Source organism: Mycolicibacterium boenickei (genome assembly GCF_010731295.1).
Taxonomy (GTDB): Bacteria; Actinomycetota; Actinomycetes; order Mycobacteriales; family Mycobacteriaceae; genus Mycobacterium; species Mycobacterium boenickei.
Window position 1 is genome coordinate 2048139 of the sequence record NZ_AP022579.1, and the last position, 19527, is coordinate 2067665.

The 19527-nt window shown below is 68.4% G+C and carries 20 protein-coding genes and 1 pseudogene; 14 read left to right on the forward strand and 7 right to left on the reverse strand.

The features are described 5' to 3' along the window. Positions 1–8: 8 nt before the first annotated feature. From G6N57_RS09570 to glnX, 4 genes and pseudogenes are all read right to left on the reverse strand, one after another. Positions 9–362, reverse strand: a pseudogene (locus G6N57_RS09570) (DUF559 domain-containing protein); the annotation flags it as partial. Positions 363–457: 95 nt separating this feature from the next. Further along, positions 458–2734: a serine/threonine-protein kinase PknG gene (locus G6N57_RS09575; protein ID WP_077740236.1), complete on the reverse strand. Its 2277-nt coding sequence runs from the start codon at positions 2732–2734 to the stop codon at positions 458–460. Next, on the reverse strand, positions 2734–3702 hold the full coding sequence (locus tag G6N57_RS09580; protein WP_407665981.1) for a glutamate ABC transporter substrate-binding protein: 969 nt from the start codon (positions 3700–3702) through the stop codon (positions 2734–2736). Before G6N57_RS09580 ends, G6N57_RS09575 begins: the two co-directional genes overlap by 1 nt. After that, positions 3702–5021: a protein kinase G-activating protein GlnX gene (glnX, locus tag G6N57_RS09585; RefSeq protein WP_077740237.1), complete on the reverse strand. Its 1320-nt coding sequence runs from the start codon at positions 5019–5021 to the stop codon at positions 3702–3704. The genes G6N57_RS09580 and glnX overlap by 1 nt, the downstream gene beginning before the upstream one ends. Positions 5022–5157: 136 nt before the next feature. On the opposite strand from glnX, the gene G6N57_RS09590 reads away from it, so the two are divergent. Continuing rightward, positions 5158–5661, forward strand: a complete 504-nt coding sequence (locus G6N57_RS09590) for an NUDIX hydrolase (RefSeq protein WP_077740238.1) — start codon at positions 5158–5160, stop codon at positions 5659–5661. On the opposite strand, the gene thiE is transcribed toward G6N57_RS09590, so the two are convergent. Beyond that, a complete protein-coding gene (thiE, locus tag G6N57_RS09595) occupies positions 5648–6316 on the reverse strand; it encodes a thiamine phosphate synthase (RefSeq protein WP_077741871.1) in 669 nt (222 codons plus the stop codon). The two genes, G6N57_RS09590 and thiE, sit on opposite strands and share 14 nt — an antisense overlap. A gap of 139 nt (positions 6317–6455) precedes the next feature. Here thiE and thiO point away from each other — a divergent pair, with 139 nt between their 5' ends. From thiO to G6N57_RS09635, 8 genes are all read left to right on the forward strand, one after another. Next, the gene (gene thiO, locus G6N57_RS09600; protein WP_077740239.1) at positions 6456–7463 is read left to right on the forward strand and encodes a glycine oxidase ThiO; all 1008 of its coding nucleotides are present in this window, start codon (positions 6456–6458) and stop codon (positions 7461–7463) included. After that, positions 7460–7660, forward strand: a complete 201-nt coding sequence (gene thiS / locus G6N57_RS09605; protein ID WP_077740240.1) for a sulfur carrier protein ThiS — start codon at positions 7460–7462, stop codon at positions 7658–7660. The genes thiO and thiS overlap by 4 nt, the downstream gene beginning before the upstream one ends. Beyond that, positions 7653–8411 (forward strand): thiazole synthase, encoded by a 759-nt coding sequence (gene thiG, locus G6N57_RS09610; protein WP_075920483.1) that lies wholly within the window; start codon positions 7653–7655, stop codon positions 8409–8411. Before thiS ends, thiG begins: the two co-directional genes overlap by 8 nt. Positions 8412–8513: 102 nt before the next feature. After that, a complete protein-coding gene (locus G6N57_RS09615; RefSeq protein ID WP_077740241.1) occupies positions 8514–9284 on the forward strand; it encodes an SGNH/GDSL hydrolase family protein in 771 nt (256 codons plus the stop codon). 43 nt (positions 9285–9327) lie between these two features. Beyond that, positions 9328–9627: a WXG100 family type VII secretion target gene (locus tag G6N57_RS09620; RefSeq protein ID WP_162563940.1), complete on the forward strand. Its 300-nt coding sequence runs from the start codon at positions 9328–9330 to the stop codon at positions 9625–9627. Positions 9628–9642: 15 nt separating this feature from the next. Beyond that, positions 9643–9933 carry a WXG100 family type VII secretion target gene (locus G6N57_RS09625; RefSeq protein ID WP_077740243.1) on the forward strand — a complete coding sequence of 97 codons (291 nt, stop codon included), beginning with the start codon at positions 9643–9645 and terminating at the stop codon, positions 9931–9933. Positions 9934–9980: 47 nt separating this feature from the next. After that, the gene (locus tag G6N57_RS09630; RefSeq protein ID WP_077741872.1) at positions 9981–10892 is read left to right on the forward strand and encodes an ABC transporter ATP-binding protein; all 912 of its coding nucleotides are present in this window, start codon (positions 9981–9983) and stop codon (positions 10890–10892) included. Next, a complete protein-coding gene (locus G6N57_RS09635) occupies positions 10889–11647 on the forward strand; it encodes an ABC transporter permease (protein ID WP_077740244.1) in 759 nt (252 codons plus the stop codon). Before G6N57_RS09630 ends, G6N57_RS09635 begins: the two co-directional genes overlap by 4 nt. Positions 11648–11653: 6 nt before the next feature. On the opposite strand, the gene G6N57_RS09640 is transcribed toward G6N57_RS09635, so the two are convergent. After that, on the reverse strand, positions 11654–12343 hold the full coding sequence (locus G6N57_RS09640) for a slipin family protein (RefSeq protein ID WP_077740245.1): 690 nt from the start codon (positions 12341–12343) through the stop codon (positions 11654–11656). A gap of 336 nt (positions 12344–12679) precedes the next feature. Between G6N57_RS09640 and G6N57_RS09645 the strand changes: the two genes are divergently transcribed. From G6N57_RS09645 to G6N57_RS09665, 5 genes are read left to right on the forward strand one after another with little or no spacing between them, the layout of a single operon-like run. Continuing rightward, positions 12680–14185, forward strand: coding sequence for a M28 family metallopeptidase (locus G6N57_RS09645; RefSeq protein ID WP_077740246.1), 1506 nt, complete (start codon positions 12680–12682; stop codon positions 14183–14185). Further along, complete coding sequence (locus tag G6N57_RS09650) at positions 14182–15618, forward strand: M28 family peptidase (RefSeq protein ID WP_077740247.1); 1437 nt, start codon at positions 14182–14184, stop codon at positions 15616–15618. The genes G6N57_RS09645 and G6N57_RS09650 overlap by 4 nt, the downstream gene beginning before the upstream one ends. A gap of 52 nt (positions 15619–15670) precedes the next feature. Then, positions 15671–16738, forward strand: a complete 1068-nt coding sequence (locus tag G6N57_RS09655) for a type III polyketide synthase (RefSeq protein ID WP_234815595.1) — start codon at positions 15671–15673, stop codon at positions 16736–16738. Continuing rightward, positions 16738–17247 carry an isoprenylcysteine carboxyl methyltransferase family protein gene (locus tag G6N57_RS09660; protein ID WP_077740249.1) on the forward strand — a complete coding sequence of 170 codons (510 nt, stop codon included), beginning with the start codon at positions 16738–16740 and terminating at the stop codon, positions 17245–17247. The genes G6N57_RS09655 and G6N57_RS09660 overlap by 1 nt, the downstream gene beginning before the upstream one ends. After that, positions 17244–18269, forward strand: coding sequence for an NAD(P)/FAD-dependent oxidoreductase (locus tag G6N57_RS09665; RefSeq protein WP_077740250.1), 1026 nt, complete (start codon positions 17244–17246; stop codon positions 18267–18269). Before G6N57_RS09660 ends, G6N57_RS09665 begins: the two co-directional genes overlap by 4 nt. Here G6N57_RS09665 and G6N57_RS09670 read toward each other — a convergent pair. Continuing rightward, positions 18250–19524, reverse strand: a complete 1275-nt coding sequence (locus G6N57_RS09670) for a uracil-xanthine permease family protein (protein WP_077740251.1) — start codon at positions 19522–19524, stop codon at positions 18250–18252. The two genes, G6N57_RS09665 and G6N57_RS09670, sit on opposite strands and share 20 nt — an antisense overlap. Positions 19525–19527 lie beyond the last annotated feature (3 nt).

Consider the following 19527-nt stretch of genomic DNA (forward strand, 5'->3'; position numbering starts at 1 on the left):
GCGAAGATTCAGCTGATGTGTCGCCGCTGACGCACGCTGGATTGTCTTTGGGCGAGGGCGGACCGCACCCGGCGAAGAACGGCGGCCGAACTGTCTTCCGCTACCACGCGGATCACGATCCAGCCGAGATCCTTGAGCATCTCCAGGCGGCGAATGTCCTTGACGTACTGCCAACGGTCGGTCCGATGCTGGTCTCCGTCGTACTCGACAGCGACCATCCACTCGTCCCACCCCATGTCGAGGTACGCGACAGGCAGTCCGTCGACCATGACGGGAATCTGAGTGGTGGGCCTGGGCAGCCCGTCGCGGACCAGCAGCAGTCGCAGCCAACTCTCCCTGGGTGACTGGGAGCCGGCGTCGACGAATGTCATTGTGGTTTCGAGGTTATCCACAAGCCGCCGTTCATACACATTCGACGCCTTGATCGCACACTCGGTAGCGAGTCGAGGAAAGGGAATCAGAAGGTGCTCATCGGCCGCACACTGTTGGCCAGGTCGATCAGTGCGTAGCGGTGCGACTGCGTGGGGGCGACGCGGGCCAGTGCCCGCAGTGACGCCTCGACGCCCAGCTTGAGGCCGTGCTCGGTGAACGGGAACCCAAGGATGTGATTGCTGCTCGCCGAGTTGTCGGCCAGCCAGTCCATCGCGGTGCCCAGCACCAGCGCCCTGATCTGCAGCACCCGTGGCTCCGAATCGGGCAGCGCCTCCACCCGCCGCGCCGCATCGCGGATGTTCTGTTCGGTGATCTCGCCGGTGGACCGGCCCGACAGCAGCGTGACCGCGCTGGTCAACCGGGCGGTGGTGAAATGCCGTGAGGTGGCCGGAACTTCGTCGAGGGTCTCGACGGCTTTGTCGCGGGTGCCGGCGACCGACTCGGCACGGGCCAATCCGAAACCGGCCGAGATCACGCCGTTGTCGGTGCTCCACACCGTGTTGTAGAACTTCAGCTCGTCGGCTGTGCCGGCCAACTCCGCCGTCGCGGCCAGCGCCAGCTTGGGTGCCAACTCGCCGGGCAGGGTATCCAGTACTTCGGTGAAATGCTTTGTCGCCGAGTCGTAGTCAGCGGAGAGCATCTCGGCCACGGCACGGAACCAGACGATCTGCCAGCGCCAGCCGGCCCAGGTGGCCAGGTCGTCGAGCTTGCGGGTGGCCTTGGCGACGTCGCCCAGATCGAGCAGTGCGCGCGCCTCCATCAACGGCAACTCCACCGACTCGGCAAGGTCCACGCCTTCGGAATCGATCGCCCCGTGGCGCGCGGCGCGCAACTGGTCCAGGGTGTGCACGGGCTGGCTGAGCACACTGGCGACCAGCATCGGGGCCCCGACATCGGTGCGATCCACCAGCGGCACGGGCAGCGCCCGCACGATCTCCTGCGCCGTCAGCTTTTCCGAATGCACCTGCCCGTCAACGTAAACGTCGGTGTGCGCAACCAACAGATCGACACCGAACGTCGACCGGGACGGGCTGAACACGGTCGACAGACCAGGGCGGGGGATCCCGGTGTCGGCGGCCACCACCTCACGCAGCACACCGAGCAGCTGCGAGGACATCTCCTCGGCGCTGGTGAACCGGCGCCGAGGGTCGGGGTCGATGGCGCGGCGCAGGAACCGGCCGAACGAGTCGTAGGTGTCGAGCACCGGATCCTCCGACGGCAGACCGTCGACGTAGCGGCCCCGGCGGGTGCGCAGGTTCAAGGTCAGCGCGGCCAGCGTGCGCCCCACGGTGTAGATGTCGGTGGCCACCGTCGGCCCGGTCCGCACGATCTCGGGCGCCTGGAATCCCGGTGTGCCGTAGAGGTATCCGTACGAGTTTAGCCGTGACACCGCACCGAGGTCGATCAGCTTGAGCTGTTCCTCGGTGATCATGATGTTCTCGGGCTTGAGGTCGTTGTAGGCCAGCCCGATCGAATGCAGATAGCCGAGTGCGGGCAGGATCTCGAGCATGTAGCCGATCGCCTCGGCCACCGGAAGCCTGGTGCCCCTGGCCTGTTTCAGCGATGTCCCGCCGACGTACTCCATCACGATGTAGCCGACCGGATTGCCGTGCTTGTCATCGTGCTCGACGAAGTTGTAGATCTTGACGATTCCCGGGTGCGTCACCTCGGCCAGGAACTGGCGTTCGGCCATGGCGATCGCCTGGGCCTCCGCGTCACCGGAATGCACCAGGCCTTTGAGCACGACGGGACGCTCGTTCACGTTGTGATCGAAAGCCAGGTACACCCAGCCCAATCCGCCGTGGGCGATACAGCCCTTGATCTCGTACTGGTCGGCCACGATCTCGCCCGGGGACAGCTGCGGCAGGAACGAGTACGCGCTGCCACAGTGCGGGCACCAGCCCTCCGACAGGGCGTGCCCGTCGGAGGACGATCTGCCGACCGGCTTGCCGCAGTTCCAGCAGAACCGCTTCTGCTCGGCCACGACCGGGTTGGTCATCAACGCCGCCAACGGATCCCGCTCGGGCACCCGCGGGATCTCGACCAGCCCGCCGCCCAGCCTGCGGATCGGAGACAACATCCGGGTGGCGATCGTGGCAAGGTTCTGCGGTTCGGTGTCCGCGCCGCCGAACGGCCCGGCATCGGAATCGTCGAACTCCGGACGGAACACCGCCTGGGTCGCCATCGGCCGCATGGTCGACTGCGAGTCCATGTCGAGGTCTTCCAGGCTCGCCGGCTGCGTGCCGGGACCGCCCGCGGTGTCCGGGGTTTCCGGCAGATCGGTGTCGTCGGGTTTCTTCATCAGTCGACATACCTCGCGACCGGGGGCGACGGAGCCGGGCCGAGGACCGTCAACCACTTGCGGTACAACGTGTTCCAGGTGCCGTCGCGGCGGATGCGTTCCAGCGTCGCGTTGACGACGCGGACCAGCGGCGTGTTCTGCAGGTTCAGCCCGATGCCGTAGGGCTCCTCGTTGAGGCTGGGGCCGACGATGTGCAGATACGGATCCTGGGCCACCAGCCCGGCCAGGATCGAATCGTCGGTGCTGACCGCGTCGGCCTGGCGCTGCTGCAGTGCCACCAGGCAGTCGGCCCACGTCACCACCGACACGATGATCGGCGACGGACTGATCTGCTGGATCCGTTTGAGCGACGTGGTGCCGTCCACCACGCACACCCGCTTGCCCGAGAGATCGGAGGCCTGCGAGATGTTGGAGTCACGCGCGGCCAGGATGCGCTGGTGGGCCATGAAATACACCGTGGAGAAATTCACCTCTTTGCGGCGCTCACACGTGATCGTCATGGTCTTGACCACGATGTCGACCTGGTTGTTCTGCAGCGCGGTGATGCGGTCGGCCGAGGACAGGATGCGGTACTCGACCTGTGACGGCGTGCCGAAGATGTCGCGGGCGACCTCCCCGGCGATGTCCACGTCGAATCCGTTGATCTGACCGGTGATCGGATCCCGGAACGAGAACAGATTGCTGCCGATGTCCAGCCCCACCACCAGACGTCCGCGGTCGCGGATCTTGGCCACCGCGGCGTCGGCGTCGGCCTGATTGCTGAACGGCCGCAGACTCGCGGTGCGGTTGCACTCGTCGGTCTCCGGTTCCGGCACCCGCACCGGCTGCGGCGCGAGTTCCTGCATGCCGGCCGGGCTGGGCGGCGCCAGCGTCATCGTCGGCAACGTCAGGGCCGGTGCGCTCTGACTGCAGCCGGCCACCGCCAGGGCCGCGGTCACGACTGCCAACGCCTTCTTCATCGTTCCCATCATCTGTACTCGCTGAGTCGAGGCCACAGTCCGAGGGCCACCGCCAGGGCCGCGGCCACGCTGAGCAGCGCGGCACCCACGGTCGCCCCGGACAGCACCCGGCGGGCGTTGGCGATGTCGTTGCGCAACTGGCTGCGGCTCTGTTCGATGCCCTTGGACAGGGCGCTGTCGAGCTTGTCGAATGCCGACGTGGAATCGTCCTCGCCGGTGCCCAGCGCCACCTGCGTCGCGGCCTGGTAATTGCCCACCGCGATGTAGGCGTTGATCCGGTCGTCGGCCGTGCGCCACTTGGTGAGCAGGTCTTCGGCACCGGTCAGGTCGCTCTTGTCGATGCCGGTGTCGCGGGCCAGATACTGCGCGAGCTGCTGCTGCATGGCCTCGATGCGCTGGTAGTAGGACTGCTTGCGCAGGTTCTCGTCGCCGCGCCGGATCAGTGCCAGAGTCTCGTCGGCCCGGGCCTGCTGGGCGGTGATGGCCAGGTTCGTCACGGTCTTGAGAGACTCGGCCGCGGTGTCCTTGGCGCTGCGGCTGTCCGACGTCGAGATCACCAGCGCGGTGGTCACCCAGATCAGCATGATCAGCACGGCCATACCGCCTGCCACGAACCCGATGTTCACCCGGCGCCGGGTGCGCCGCGCCAGCCAGCGGTTGGCGAACGCGCCGAACATCAACGTGGCCAGCACCACCAGCATCACCGCGGCCGGGATCCGGGTGGAGGCCGTGGTTTCGGCATCGACCCGCGCGGAGGTCTCCTCGTACAGGCGTTGTGCGTCGGGCAGGATCTGCGACTGCATCAGCGCCGAGGCCTCCGACAGGTATGACGAACCGACGGGGTTGCCCGCCCGGTTGTTGGTGCGCGCGGTTTCCACCAGACCGGTGTAGACGGCGAGCCGCGCGTTGATCCGGCCGAGCAGCTGCACCAGGGTCTCGTCGGTCAGCCCGCTCGAAGCCCGCGTCACCGCCACCGAGGCGTCGGTGATGGCCTGCTCGTACCGCTGGCGCACATCGCGGGGTTCGGCACCGGCGATGAAGGCCGTGGCCGCGGCGGCGTCGGCCACCGACAGCGTGGTGTAGAGCTGGCCGGCCGCGAACGCCAGCGGTTCGGTGTGGTCGAGCACCGTGGTCAACGCCTGCTGGCGGTCGTTGATCGTGGTGGACGTCGCGAACGCACTGGCGAGCACGAGCGTCGACAACACCAGCCCGATGGTCAGGATGCGTCCGGGAGTGGTCCACAGAAACCACCAGCGGGGATGGGCAGGAGTGGTCGGCGACCGGGACGCGAGCGGTTCGGTCGAGGGATGTGCCAACTCCACAGTCACCTGCGCACGGACCTCATTTAGTTTCGGTGCAAAACGGGGCGTGCCACCACTATAAAAAAATTCTAAGAGCGCCGCGCTTAGGCTCGCGGAGAAATCGGGCCGCACCGAAACTGCCGACGTTCCTTATCCTGTACGGGTGCGTGGCGACGGTGACGGCTGGGTGTTCTCCGACAACGGCGCCCGCTATTGGGGTCGCCACGGCGCGGCCGGCTTGCTGCTGCGGGCACCGTGGCCGGGCGGATCGGCCGCAGTGCTGCTGCAACACCGCGCCCCGTGGAGTCATCAGGGCGGCACCTGGGCGTTGCCGGGCGGCGCCCGCGACAGTCACGAAACCGCCGAGCAGGCCGCGGTCCGGGAAGCCCACGAGGAAGCCGGAGTGACGGCCGAGCAGCTCACCGTGCGAACCACCGTGGTGACGGCCGAGGTGGCCGGGATCGGCGGCACGCACTGGTCTTACACGACCGTGATCGCCGACGTGCCCGAACCACTGGAGACCATCCCCAACCGCGAGAGTTCGGAATTGCGCTGGGTGGCCGAGGACGAGGTGGCCGAGTTGCCGCTGCATCCGGGGTTCGCCGCGAGCTGGGAGCAGCTGCGCGCGGTGACGGCGACGCTGCCGCTGGAGCTCAGGCCGCGCTGACCGTCGCCTTGAGTGCTTCGGCCGCGGCCCGCGGATCCTCGGCGGCGGTGATCGCGCGGACCACCACGATGCGCCGGGCTCCGGCGGCCAGTACCTCGGGCAGCCGCTGCTGATCGATCCCGCCGATCGCGAACCACGGCTTGGCCGGATTCCGCGCGGCCGTCGAGCGCACCAGGTCCAGACCCGGGGCGGACCGGCCGGGCTTGGTGGGGGTGGGCCAGCACGGCCCGACGCAGAAATAGTCGACCCGCTCGTCGATGGCGGCCGCGGCCTGCCCGGCATCGTGAGTGGAGCGGCCGATCACCGGACGCTCGCCGATGATGCCGCGGGCGACGTCCAGCGGCAGATCGTCCTGGCCGAGGTGCAGCACGTCGGCCCCGGCCGCCAGGGCGATATCGGCCCGGTCGTTGACCGCGAGCAACGCACCGTGGCGCCGCGCCGCGTCGGCCAGGATCTCCAGCGCCTCGAGCTCCTGGCGCGCCTCCATGGGGCCGAACTGCTTCTCCCCGGCCGAGCCCTTGTCCCGCAGCTGGATCAGATCCACCCCGCCTGCCAGCGCGGCATCGGCGAATTCGGCCAGGTCACCACGCTCGCGGCGGGCGTCGGTGCACAGGTAGAGGGTGGCGCGCTGCAAACGGTCGACGGGTGATTCCACACCGCGACGGTAGCCGGTGCCGCCCGAGTACCCTGGACTGGCAATACGGGAGTCCCTGGGACGTGGGGCTGAGAGTGGGCATCCGGACCGGCCCTGACCGTCACACCTGATCCGGGTCATGCCGGCGAAGGGAGCGGGTATGGCGCGAACACTTGCCGTCATCGGCGGCGGTGTCATCGGGCTGTCCGTCGCACGGCGGGCGGCGCTCGACGGCTGGACCGTGCGGCTGCACTGCACGCCCGAGCGCGGCGCGTCGTGGGTGGCCGGCGGCATGCTGGCCCCGCACAGCGAAGGCTGGCCGGGCGAGGAACAGATACTGCAGATCGGCCTGGAATCACTGAAGCTGTGGCACTCGGGATTTCTCGACGGACTGGCGCCCGAGGTGGTCACCGCGCGCGAGTCGCTCGTCGTCGCTGTCGACCGGGCCGATGTGGCCGACCTGCACACCGTCGCCGAATGGTTGTCCGCCCAGGGCCAGCCGGTCGAGCTGACCACCGCCGCCCGTGACGTGGAACCCCTGCTGGCCCAAGGCATCCGGCACGGGTTCCGGGCCACCACCGAACTCGCCGTGGACAACCGTGCCGTGGTCGACGGGCTGGCCGCGCACTGCGAACAGCTGGCCGTGCGGTGGGCCCGGCCGGTGGCGGATCTGGCCGAGATCAACGACGCTTCCGCCGTCGTCGTCGCCAACGGGATCGACGCCCCGAAGCTCCTGCCCGGCCTGCCGGTGCGTCCGGTCAAGGGCGAGGTGCTGCGGCTGCGCTGGCGCAAGGGCTGTATGCCGGTGCCGCAGCGGGTGATCCGGGCCCGCGTGCACGGCCGGCCGGTGTATCTGGTGCCGCGCGCCGACGGCGTCGTGGTGGGCGCTACCCAGTACGAGCACGGCCGCGACACCGCGCCGGTGGTCAGCGGGGTACGTGACCTACTGGAGGACGCCTGCGCCGTGATGCCGGCACTGGGTGAGTACGAGCTCGCCGAGACCGCGGCGGGACTGCGCCCGATGACGCCCGACGGGCTGCCGATCGTCGAGCGCGTCGACGAGCGCACGCTGGTGGCCGTCGGGCACGGCCGGAACGGATTTCTGTTGGCACCGTGGACCGCTGAGCGGATCGCGGCTGAACTCGAGGTGAGCGTGGGAGCGAAATGATCACCATCACGGTCAACAACGAGACTCTCGAGGTGGACGAGCAGACCACCATCGAGGGGCTGCTGGAAACCCGGGGCTTCCCGGACAAGGGCATCGCCGTGGCATTGGACTGGACGGTGCTGCCCCGCTCGGAATGGGATCGCACGCTGTCCGACGGCGCGCGGGTGGAGGTCGTGACGGCGGTGCAGGGTGGCTGATTCTGTCTTGAAGATCGGCGGCCGGGAGTTCGGCTCGCGGCTGATCATGGGGACCGGCGGCGCACCGAATCTGGCTGTGCTGGAAGAAGCCTTGGTGGCCTCGGGAACAGAGCTGACGACGGTGGCGATGCGACGGGTCGACGCCGAGACCGGCACCGGGGTGCTCGACCTGCTCAACCGGCTCGGCATCGCTGCCCTGCCCAACACCGCGGGCTGTCGCGGCGCGGCCGAGGCCGTGCTGACCGCGCAGCTGGCCCGCGAGGCGCTGGGAACCGACATGATCAAGCTCGAAGTCATCGCCGACGAGCGCACCCTGTTGCCCGATGCCATCGAATTGGTCAAGGCCGCAGAACAATTGGTCGACGACGGATTCATCGTGCTGCCCTACACCAACGACGACCCGGTGCTGGCCCGCCGGTTGGAGGATGCGGGCTGTGCCGCGGTCATGCCACTGGGTTCACCGATCGGGACGGGTTTGGGCATTTCCAACCCGCACAACATCGAGATGATCGTCGAGCGGGCCGGCGTGCCGGTGGTGCTGGACGCCGGGATCGGTACGGCCTCTGACGCCGCGATGGCGATGGAACTGGGTTGTGACGCAGTGCTGCTCGCCACCGCCGTCACCCGGGCTTCCGACCCGCCGACCATGGCCGCCGCGATGTCGGCCGCCGTCACCGCCGGATATCTGGCCCGGCAGGCCGGGCGTATCCCGAAGCGGTTCTGGGCGCAGGCGTCGAGCCCCGCGCTGTGATTTCGCGCCGAGGCTGTGGCGAGCGTGCCGAGTCTGCGCTGAGATCGTGAAAATGACCAAAATTACGATCTGGGCGCAGGCTCGATGCGGGGGAGCGGTGTTATGAATCGCTATGTCGCGCTGGGCAGTTCGATGGCTGCCGGGCCGGGTATCAAGCCGTCGGCCGAGGGGGCACCGTGGCAGGCGGGTCGCTCGGCCCGCAACTACCCGCACCTGGTGGCCGCCCGTCTCGGGCTCGATCTGGTCGACGTGACGTACTCCGGGGCCACCACCGCACATGTGTTGCGTGACCGCCAGAACGGTGCGCCACCCCAGATCGACGCGCTGGACGGCTCTGAAGCGCTGGTCACGGTCACGATCGGCGGCAACGACGCCGGCTATGTGCCCCAGTTGATGGCGGCATCGCTGCCACGCTTCACCCGGTGCGTGCCGCTGCTGGGGCCGTTCCTTCGTGGCCTGCTGGACCCCGATGCGCGGGAGGCGGCGCTGACAGAGGTGGCGGACTCGCTGGTGGTCGTGGGGCGGGAGATCCGGCAGCGCGCCCCGCGGGCCCAGGTGTTGTTCGTGGACTACCTGACGTTGCTGCCGCCGCCGGGCGTCGCCGCCACGGGGCTGTCGGAGGACGACGCTGAGCTCGGACGACACGTCGCGGGTGAGCTGGAACGCCTCACCGGCGAGGCCGCCGCTCGAACGCAGTGCGGTTGGGTGCGCGCCGCCCAGGCCAGCCTGACCCATCACGCCTGGTCGGACCGGCCGTGGACGACGCGGCCCGGTGTGCCCTGGCCGGGCCGGCCCGCGCCGCTGCATCCCAACGCCGCGGGTATGCGGGCGGTTGCCGATCTGGTGGTGGCGCAGGCGGGCCCGAGCGCCTGAATTCGTGCCATCGGGGCTGATGGCGGCGTGTAAGAATCTGCCTATGGCCCTCGAGCTGAACGCTGACGAGCTTCGGAAGAAGTCCGCCCAACTGTCGAAACTCGCACAGGAACGCGCGCAGCACGAGCGCCGCGTGGCTGAGATCGCCGGTGAGCTCGCCGCGACCTGGACGGGAACGTCGGGGTCAGCTGTTCAGTCCGCCCTGTCGAACTACCTCACGCAAGCGTCGGACGTGCGTCGGGAAGAGGTCGAGATGTCGCAGCTTCTCGATCAAGCGACCGCGGCGTACGAGGGGACCGACGGTAACGCGGCCGGCTCGCTGGCCCAGTCGATGAACATCTGAGTCGGGAGGGTCCGGATGAGCAGCGATATCGCCGTCCAGTTCGAGCGGACGCGGCAGCTGGCCGCCGAGCTGGATGCCGAGGCCGCCAAGGTCAAGCAGATCCTGGAAGAGGAGACCGCGCTGATGGCCGACATCGGCGGTACGTGGTCTGGCGCAGCCTCGGATCAGTTCCGTCAGCAGTACAGCGAGTGGAACAAGGAGGCCGACGAAGAGGCGGCAGCGTTGGACAAGCTGTGCGCCGCGGTTCACGCGGGCATCGACACGCTCTACAGCACCGAGTCCGATGTGACGGGAATGTTCAGTTGAACTGAACCTGAGCAGTCAGAACAACACCGCCTGCAATGATGGCGGTGATGATCGAACTGACCGGGCTGACAAAACTCTATGGATCGCACCGAGCTGTCGACGATCTGACGTTCACCGTCGAACCGGGCGTGGTGACCGGATTTCTCGGACCCAACGGCGCGGGCAAGACCACCACGATGCGGCTGATCCTCGGACTGGACCATCCCACCACCGGAACCGCGACCATCGACGGCAAGCGATACCGGGAACTGCACGATCCGCTACGCACCGTCGGCGCCCTGCTCGACGCGCGCCAGGCACATCCGAACCGCTCGGCCCGCAACCACCTGCGCTGGATCGCGGCGGCCAACCGGATTCCGTCGGTCCGCGTGGACGAGGTGCTCGAGATGGTCGGGCTGACGTCGGTCGCCGAGCGCAGTGCCGGAACGCTGTCGCTCGGAATGAGCCAGCGGCTGGGGATCGCCGCCGCGCTGCTGGGTGATCCGCCGGTGCTGCTGTTCGACGAGCCGGTCAACGGTCTGGACCCCGAAGGCATCCATTGGGTGCGCACCCTCATGCGCAGCCTGGCTGCCGAGGGCCGCACGGTGTTCGTGTCCAGTCACCTGCTGGCCGAGATGGCCAACACCGCAGACCGTTTGGTGGTGATCGGGCAGGGCAAGCTGATCACCTCGACCACGGTGAGCGAGTTCGTCAGCGGTACCTCCGCCGACACCGTGCGGGTGCGCAGCCCGCAACTGGAGACGTTGCGCGAGGTTCTCACCGATGCCGGTTTCGAGGTGGAGGCCGCCGCCGATGGTGACGCGGTAGCGGTGCACGGCGCGGCCATCGAGGTGATCGGCGACCTGGCCGCCCGCAACGCCATCACCTTGCATGAGCTGAGCCAGCGACAGGGCTCGCTGGAGGAGGCATATCTGAAACTCACCGACGACGCGGTCGACTACCGGGCGGTCCAGAAATGAGCGCGCTGGCCGCGCTCGACGCCGAGCGCATCAAACTGTCGACGACCCGTTCCTCGCTGTGGTCGGTGGTCGGGGTGGCGGTGCTCAGCTTGGGCGTGGCCGCGCTGCAGGGCATGTCCGCGGATCACTACAGCGGGCTGTCCCCGGCCAAGGCCGCCCTGGGTGTCGCGGTGTTCGGCGTTCCGGTGCTGATGGTGCTGTCTTCGATGACGATGACCGGCGAATACCGCAGCGGGCTGATCCGCACCACCTTGCTGGCCACGCCGAATCGCACGCAGGTGCTGACCGCGAAAGCGGTGGTGTGCGCGGCCTTCTCCTCGGTGTGTGCGGTGGTGATGGTGCTGGCCTCGGTGCTGGTGGCCCGGATGGTGGCCGACCCGGTGGTCGGAACCCAGCTGTCGATGGCCAACCCGGCGACCTGGCGGGTGGCCGGCGGGTTCGCGTTGTACGCGGCGCTGGCCGCGGTACTCGGGGTGGCCGTCGGTGCGCTCGTGCGCTTCGCGGCCGGTGCCGTCGCGGTGCTGCTGCTGTGGCCGCTGGTGGCCGAGCCACTGCTGGGGAACATGCCCAACTCGGGCCCGCGGACGGGGCCCTGGTTGCCGTTCGCCAACATGTTCACGTTCCTGCACGTGGACTGGCTGTTCCCGACGTATGTCATGCCGTGGGGCGAGCTGGGCTCGCTGTTCTATTTCCTGGTGTGGGTCGCGGTGGCGTTCGTGGCCGCCGCGGTGGTGCTGAACAGGCGTGACGCCTGACCCGGATCACTCCGGGTCAGACGCCACATCCGCGACACCGCCCATGGCCAGGACCACCTTCGACCCGTACGGCACCCGCTGGACCAGCTGCAGCTGAGCCAGCGCCGGGTGGGCGTCGAGCAGCTTGCCGGCGTTGGCCAGCGCACGCAGCGCTGCGGTCTCGGCGCGGGCGGCTTCCAGCTTCGCCGCACCGGTGGCCTTCGCCGTCGCCAGCTGCAGGGCCGCGGCGCGGATCTCGGCCGGGACGATCACGTCCTTGACGAACGCCCCGATCACCTCGACGCCGGTGCGGGTCCCGGCGGTTCGCGCCGCGGCGGCGATCGCGTCGGCATCAATGCGGTTGCCGCGCTGCATCACCTCACCGGCCGTCACCGCGGCGGCGAGGTCGCGCAGGGCGATCTGCGCGGCAAGGTACACCGATGCCATCGGGTCGGCCGCTGCCTCGACGTAGGCCACGGCGTCGCTCACCTTGAACTGCAGGGCGACGGTGATGCGCAGCGTCACCGCATCCGAGGTCAGCACCTCCTGCGGCGCCAGCGTCAGCACCTGCTCGCGCATCTCGACACGCACCACCGAGGCCGCCACATCAATGCGGTGGCGTCCCGGGGGCAGGACACGACCCAGCGTGCCGTCCCGGTACTCCAGTGCGCACTGGCCTGCGGAAACAGTGATTCGGTTGAACGTGAAGATACCCATGTCGTGTCCTCCTTCCGGTGTATGTGTCTGTGCAGCAAAGGGATACCGCCGCCGGACGCAGTCGGTGGCGGGGCGTCACACCCCCGTACCGGCGGATGTGGGCCACAAGGCCGCAGAATGCGCGATTCCGGCGACGGTATCGGGGTTGTAGGAGAGGATTCGAACCTCAGGCCCTTTACCTGTGCCATGGCGCCGCCGGCAACACGCAGAAACGTTGCGGTACTCCGCTCGGCCTGCTTCCCTGTCGGCGCCGTGGAACACCATGCCACCACAGCAAATCCCCAGGCAACCGATTTAATGGCCGGGCACCTCGGTCGAGCCGCTACCGTGGGTGCAATGCGACGTACTTCGACGGGGGCGGTACTCGGCGCGCTGGCGCTGACCGTGGGGCTGGCCGGCTGTGATGCAAAGACCGAACTACAGACCGACGGGCAGCAGTCCCGGGAATCCTCGCCGGCGGCGGTGCAGTTCGCCGAGGAGTTACGTGAGCGGGTCTCCGCCGACGCGATGATGGGTCATCTGAGCAAGCTCCAGGACATCGCCAACGCCAACAACGGCACCCGGGCGCTGGGCAGCCCGGGGTACGACGCGAGTGTGGACTACGTGGCCGGCGCGTTGCGCGATAAGGGATTTGACGTGGAAACCCCGGAGTTCGAGGTGCGCCTGCCGTTCGCCGAGGACCCGCAGGTCACCGTCGGCGGCCAGGCCGTCACCGCCAAGCCGCTGGAGTTCACCATCGGCACCGCCCAGGAAGGGCTGTCCGCACCGCTGGTGCCGGCCAAGGTCGAGGACACCCCGGGGTGCCAGGCCGCCGATTACGACGGCCTGCCGGTTGCCGGCGCCGTCGTGCTGGTCGACCGCGGTTCGTGCCCGTTCGCGGACAAGCAGGCCGTGGCCGCCGAACGCGGGGCCGTCGCGATGATCGTCGTCAACACCAACAACGACGAGAAGATGGGCGGCACCCTGGGCCGCGACACCGACGTCAAGATCCCGGTGGTCAGCGTGACCAAGGACGAGGGCACCCGGCTACGCAACGCACCCGGGCCCACCACGCTCAAACTCGTCGCCGGCGTGCGCACCGAGCACACCCGCAATGTCATCGCTCAGACCAAGACGGGCTCGACCTCGGATGTGGTGATGGTCGGAGCCCATCTCGACAGCGTCCCGGAAGGCCCCGGCATCAACGACAACGGCTCCGGGGTGGCCGCGGTGCTGGAAACCGCTTTGCAGCTGGGCGATTCACCGCAGGTGGCCAACGCGGTGCGGTTCGGGTTCTGGGGAGCCGAGGAAGAAGGTTTGCTGGGATCGACAAACTACGTCGAATCCCTGGACACCGAAGCGCTCAAGGACATTGCCATGTACCTGAACTTCGACATGCTCGGCTCGCCCAACGCGGGGTACTTCACCTACGACGGCGACCAGTCCGCGCCGCTGGACGAGCAGGGCCGTCCCCGGGTCCCCGAGGGCTCGGCAGGAATCGAGCGCACTCTGGCCGCATACCTGGAAGATGCCGGAAAGACGCCGCGCGACACCAGCTTTGACGGCCGATCGGACTACGACGGGTTCACCATGGCAGGCATTCCCGCCGGTGGGCTGTTCTCCGGTGCCGAGGACAAGATGAGCGCCGAGGAGGCCAAACTGTGGGCCGGTGAGGCGGATCAGCCGTTCGACCCGAACTATCACAAGAACACCGATACCCTTGACCACGTGAACCGGGACGCGTTGCAGATACATGGTGAGGGAGTCGCATTTGCTGTCGGGGTGTACGCCCAAGATCAGCGGGGCCGCAACGGTTTACCGGTTCGTTCAGACCGCACGCGCCACCAGATCACCGCGCAGTGACGGCGCGTCGACTCGCTGTCCTATTGCTCGGAGCCGCGCTGGCGGGGTGCTCGGCGCAGCCGTCGCCCCAGGCCGTCGATCCGCAGGACCTGGCGGGCAGGATCACCGTCGACGCCATGTTCACCCACCTGCGCAAGCTCCAGGAGATCGCCGACAGCCATGACGGGAACCGGGCGGTCGGCAGCCCCGGGTATGACGCCAGCGTCGACTATGTGGCAGAAGTGCTGCGGGACAAAGGTTTCGACGTACAGACCCCCGAGTTCGAGCGGATGGGCACCATGCGCGGGGGTAACCCCGCGCTGACGGTTTCGGGTACCACCTACCAGGTGGACCAGGCCTCGATGCTGGTGACGACGGCCCCCGGCGGGCTGAACGCGCCGACGTTGCGCCCGGGCAAGCCGTCCGGATGCGCGGCCACCGACTACGGTTCGGTCGACATCTCCGGCGCCATCGCCGTCGTCGACGACACCGGGTGTTCGGTTGTCGCAAAACAGAACACCGCGCTCGCCAAGGGCGCGGTGGGCCTGCTGGTGGTCAACAACGGCAGGCAGCCGGCTCCGGGCGGCTTGTTCAACACCGGCTATTACCGGCAACTCACCGTCCCCGTCGGCGTCATCGACGAGAACGCGGATGCCGCACTGCGCCGCACCAGCGCGCCGGTCCGGCTGACCCTGGACGGGAAGGCCGAGATGGTCAAATCCCGCAACGTCACCGCGCAGACCAAGACCGGCTCGGCATCGGACGTGGTGCTCGTCGGCGCGCACCTCGACAGCATCGGGGGCGGCCCGGGCATCAACGACAACGGTTCCGGGGTGGCCGCCGTGCTGGAAACCGCGCTGCAGCTGGGCAGTTCGCCGAAGATCGACAACGCGGTGCGGTTCGCGTTCTGGGGCGCCGAGGAAATGGGTTTGGACGGGTCGACACAGTATGTGCAGGGTCTGCCGCTGGACCAGCTCGACGATCTCGCGCTGTATCTGAACTTCGACATGGTCGGCTCGCCCAACGCCGGTTTCTTCACCTATGACGGTGACCAGTCCGGCCAGGCCACCGATCCCAAGCACATGCCCGAGGGGTCGGCCGGGATCGAGAGGACCATGGCCGGTTACCTCAACCTGGCCGGGGCCCGGCCCGCGGACCTGCCGATCAGCGCGAACACCGATTACCACCCGTTCTTGCAGGCCGGAGTGCCGATCGGCGGCGCCACCACGGGGTCGTCGCAACGCAAGACAGAGGTGCAGGCCCGGCTGTGGGGCGGACGGGCGAAGGTGGCCTTCGATCCGAACTATCACACCGGCCGTGACACGATCGACAACGTCGATCCGCGTGCGCTCGGGATCATGGCATCGGCAATCGCGTTCACCGTCGGCACGTACGCCAACTCGATCAACGGGCCCAACGGTGTGCCCGCCCGGGACAAGCGCCACCGCGGTTGAACCATCGAGGGTAGGGCCCCGTATTACGGGTATGGGAATTAACGTCGCCAGAATGCCCAGCCCCAGCACGATTGCCGGCGTTCATGCCGTACTGCCTCCACACCGGTATACCCAGGACGAGGTCACCAGTGCACTGCTGGACCTGCCGGGATACGCCGAGGCCGAAGACGTGGTGCGGGCCCTGCACAAGAGCGCGAAAGTAAACAGCAGGTATCTGGTGCTGCCGCTCGAGCGATATGCCGGCCTCGACGACTTCGGTGAGAGCAACCGCCTGTTCATCGAACATGCAACCGAACTGGGCTGTGCCGCACTGTCCGGGGCCCTGGACGAGGCGGGTCTGCGCCCCCAGGACGTCGATCTGATCGTCACGACCACGGTCACCGGCGCGGCGGTCCCGTCGCTGGACGCCCGCATCGCCGGACGCCTGGGTCTGCGGCCCGACGTACGCCGCATCCCGATCTTCGGGCTGGGTTGTGTGGCCGGCGCCGCCGGTATCGCGCGGCTCAACGATTATCTGCGGGGCGCGCCCGACAAGGTGGCGGTCCTGGTGTCGGTCGAATTGTGCTCGCTGACCCGCAAACACAATCCTGCAATGCCGACGCTGGTGGCCGGTGCGCTGTTCGGTGACGGCGCCGCCGCGGTGGTGGCCGTCGGCGAACAACGCGCCCGACAGCTCGACCCGACCGGGCCCGATGTGCTCGATTCGCGCAGTCACCTCTACCCGGACTCGTTGCACGCCATGGGCTGGGACATCGGCTCCGATGGATTCGAGATCGTGCTCAGCGCCGAAGTCCCGAGCTTCGTGGGCCGCTATCTCGGCGATGACGTCGCCGGGTTCCTCGGCGACCACGGACTTTCTGTCGACGACGTATCCGCCTGGGTGAGCCATCCCGGCGGCCCGAAGGTGATCGAGGCGATCATCGAAACCCTCGGATTACCTGAGGATGCACTGGATCTGACCTGGCAGTCGCTGGCCGACGTCGGCAACCTGTCATCGTCCTCGGTGCTGCACGTGCTGCGCGAAACCATCTGCAAGCGGCCGGAATCGGATACCCCCGGGGTGATGATGGCCATGGGCCCAGGCTTCTGCTCCGAACTCGTTCTGCTGCGTTGGCGCTGATGACGGCCAAGCGATTCACCGCGCTGATCGTCCTCGTCGCCGCCGAGCGGGTCCTCGAACTGGTGGTGTCCAAGCGCAACCTGCGGTGGAGTACCGCCCAGGGCGGCAAGGAGTTCGGGGCCGGCCACTATCCGGTGATGGTGGCGTTGCACACCGCGCTGCTGGTGGGCTCGGCGCTGGAGGCCCGTCGGCGCAGGCCGTCGCCGATCCTCGGCCGGATCATGGTGGCCGTCGTACTCGCCGCCCAGGCGCTGCGCTGGTGGTGCATCACCACGCTGGGCAAGCAGTGGAACACCCGGGTCGTGGTGGTCCCCGGCGCCACGCGCGTGGCCGACGGGCCGTACCGCGTGCTGCCGCACCCGAACTACGTCGCGGTGGTCACCGAGGGCGCCGCGTTGCCGTTGGCCGGCGGCGCCTGGGTCACCGCAGTGCTGTTCACCGTGGCCAACGCGGCGTTGTTGCGGACCCGGATCCGGGTGGAAAACGAAGCGCTGCAAGGCTTGACGTGATCGATCTGCTCGTCGCAGGTGGCGGCCCGGCCGGGCTGGCCACCGCGGTGCACGCGGCGCGCGCCGGGCTGGAGACCGTGGTGGTGGAACGTCGGCAGGGCCCGATCGACAAGGCCTGCGGTGAGGGGCTGATGCCGCACTCGGTGCGGCAGTTGCAGCGCCTGGGCGCGCACCTAGACGGGCGCGGCTACCGGCCATTTTTCGGCATCCGTTACCTGGACGGAAGTCACACCGCCGAGGCCAGGTTCCGCGACGGGCCCGGCCGCGGGGTGCGTCGTACCGTGCTGCACGCCGCGCTGTCCGACGCGGCATCCTCGGCCGGGGTCCGCGTCGTCCACGGTGAGGTCGGTCCGGTGTCCCAGGACTCGACATCGGTGAGCGCGGCCGGTTTTCGGGCCCGCTACCTGGCTGCCGCCGACGGTCTGCACTCGCCGATTCGGCGCTCACTCGGCCTCAGCGGCGGCGAGGGTAGGCGACGCCGCTGGGGAATACGGCGCCATGTCCAGATCGCTCCGTGGTCCGATTGCGTCGAGGTTTACTGGGGGCCCGACGCCGAGGCCTACGTGACGCCGGTCGGTGAGAACTGTGTCGGCGTGGCGATCCTGACCTCGGTGCGCGGTGGATTCGACGAGCACCTGGCGGCGTTCCCGACGCTGGCCGACCGGATCAACGGCCTTGAGCACGGCCATGACCGGGCCGCAGGACCGCTGCGGCAGAAGGTGCGCAACCGGAGTGCGGGGCGGGTGTTGCTGGTCGGTGACGCGGCCGGCTACGTCGATGCGCTGACGGGGGAGGGGATGGGTCTGGCGTTCGGAGCGGCTGAACTTCTCGTCGGGTGTGTGCGCGCCGACCGGCCAGGCGACTACGACCGCCAGTGGCGTGCGATGACGCGTCGCTACCGGTTGCTCACCGCAGCCCTGTTGCACGGCAGTGGTTTCGGCCCCGTCCGGGCCTGCATCACCCCGGCGTCGGCGGCGCTGCCCTCGGTGTTCGGCCGCGTGGTCAACGCTCTCGGCGAGTAGGTTGCGCCAGGTTCCCCAGGTACTCCAACAACCGCATACCGTGGAAGACCAGCAGCGCGGCGATCGAGCCCAGCGCGATCCCGGTGAACGTCAGAGAACCGAGCTGCCACGTGAAGTCGGCGATCCCGATGATCAGCGGGATCGCCGCCGTCATCTGATTGACCGGCCTGGAGAAGTCCACGTGGTTGGTCAGCCAGATCCGCACACCCAGGATGCCGACCAGGCCGTAGAGCACGATGGTCGCTCCGCCCAGCACGCCCGGTGGAATCGCCGAGATCGCCGCTCCGACCTTGGGGCACAACGACAATGCGATCGCCACCGCGGCGGCGACCCAGTACGCCGCGGTCGAGTAGACCCGGGTGGCCGCCATCACCCCGATGTTCTCGGCGTAGGTGGTGGTGGCCGAACCGCCGCCGGCACCGGCCAGCACGGTGGCCACCCCGTCGGCTGCCAGAGCGCGGCCGATCATCGGGTCGAGGTCGGTGCCGGTCATCTGCCCCACCGACTTGACGTGCCCGATGTTCTCGGCGACCAGTGCGATCACCGCGGGCAGGAACAGCGGCAGCACAGCCAGATTGAACTCCGGCGTGTGGAACTCGGGGAGTCCCAACCACGGTGCTGCCGCGATCGCCGCGGTGTCGACGTCGCCGAGGACGAGCGCCAGCAGGTAGCCGATCAGCACCGCGCCGAAGATCGCCAGCCTGCCGATCAGGCCCTTGAAGAAGGCCAGGGTGGTGACCAGCAGCACCAGGGTCACCAGACCGACCAGCGGCCCCTTCTCGAAGTTGGACTTGGCCGCCGGGGCGAGGTTGAAGCCGATCAGGGCGACGATCGCACCGGTCACGATCGGCGGCAACGCGACGTCGATCCAGTGGGTGCCGACCAGGTGCACCACGGCGCCGATGAGGATCAGCAGCACCCCGACGGCGATCAAACCGCCGAGCGCACTTCCGGTTCCGTGCGAGGCCACCGCGGCAGTCACCGGCGCGATCACCGAGAAACTCGACCCGAGGTAACTCGGCAGCCGGTTCCCGGTGATGATCAGGAACAGGATCGTGCCGACGCCGGAGAACAGCAGCGTGGTGGCGGGCGGAAAGCCGGTGAGCACCGGGACCAGGAACGTGGCGCCGAACATCGCCACCACGTGCTGCGCCCCGATACCGATGGTGCTCGACCAATTGAGCCGTTCTCCGGGCGCGACGACGAAGTCGTCGTCGGTGCGGGTCTCGACATATTTCCAACTGAGCAGGGTCACGAG